Annotated in this window: 1 rRNA gene (running past one end of the window); it reads left to right on the top strand. The window is 49.0% G+C overall.

The window, feature by feature from the left end:
- Window positions 1-196 precede the first annotated feature (196 nt).
- Window positions 197-1,358, top strand: a 23S ribosomal RNA gene (locus QQL85_RS26370) (it continues 1,823 nt past the right edge of the window).

The raw sequence follows: 1,358 nt of genomic DNA, 5'->3' as shown, positions 1-1,358 counted from the left end.
ATGAATGTTGATTTCTGACTTTTGTCAGATCGTTCTTTAAAAATTCGGATATGTGATAGAAATAGACTGAACACCAGTTTCACTGCTGGTGGATCAGGCTAAGGTAAAATTTGTGAGTTCTGCTCTTAATTGAGCGAAATGCGAATTTTCGGCGAATGTCGTCTTCACAGTATAACCAGATTGCTTGGGGTTATATGGTCAAGTGAAGAAGCGCATACGGTGGATGCCTTGGCAGTCAGAGGCGATGAAAGACGTGGTAGCCTGCGATAAGCTTTGGGGAGTCGGCAAACAGACTGTGATCCAGAGATCTCTGAATGGGGGAACCCAGCCAGCATAAGCTGGTTATCTTGTACTGAATACATAGGTGCAAGAGGCGAACCAGGGGAACTGAAACATCTAAGTACCCTGAGGAAAAGAAATCAACCGAGATTCCCTTAGTAGTGGCGAGCGAACGGGGACCAGCCCTTAAGTTGGTTTGAGATTAGTGGAACGCTCTGGAAAGTGCGGCCATAGTGGGTGATAGCCCCGTACATGAAAATCTCTTATCAATGAAATCGAGTAGGACGGAGCACGAGAAACTTTGTCTGAATATGGGGGGACCATCCTCCAAGGCTAAATACTACTGACTGACCGATAGTGAACCAGTACCGTGAGGGAAAGGCGAAAAGAACCCCGGAGAGGGGAGTGAAATAGAACCTGAAACCGTATGCGTACAAGCAGTGGGAGCCTACTTTGTTAGGTGACTGCGTACCTTTTGTATAATGGGTCAGCGACTTATATTCAGTGGCGAGCTTAACCGAATAGGGGAGGCGTAGCGAAAGCGAGTCTTAATAGGGCGTTTAGTCGCTGGGTATAGACCCGAAACCGGGCGATCTATCCATGGGCAGGTTGAAGGTTAGGTAACACTGACTGGAGGACCGAACCGACTACCGTTGAAAAGTTAGCGGATGACCTGTGGATCGGAGTGAAAGGCTAATCAAGCTCGGAGATAGCTGGTTCTCCTCGAAAGCTATTTAGGTAGCGCCTCATGTATCACTGTAGGGGGTAGAGCACTGTTTCGGCTAGGGGGTCATCCCGACTTACCAAACCGATGCAAACTCCGAATACCTACAAGTGCCGAGCATGGGAGACACACGGCGGGTGCTAACGTCCGTCGTGAAAAGGGAAACAACCCAGACCGTCAGCTAAGGTCCCAAAGTCATGGTTAAGTGGGAAACGATGTGGGAAGGCTTAGACAGCTAGGAGGTTGGCTTAGAAGCAGCCACCCTTTAAAGAAAGCGTAATAGCTCACTAGTCGAGTCGGCCTGCGCGGAAGATGTAACGGGGCTCAAACCATGCACCGAAGCTACGGGTATCAT

Source organism: Pseudomonas putida, from assembly GCF_030159595.1.
GTDB lineage: Bacteria > Pseudomonadota > Gammaproteobacteria > Pseudomonadales > Pseudomonadaceae > Aquipseudomonas > Aquipseudomonas putida_AC.
Note: the sequence above shows the minus strand (reverse complement) of the source record. Positions and strands in the feature narration are given on the sequence as shown.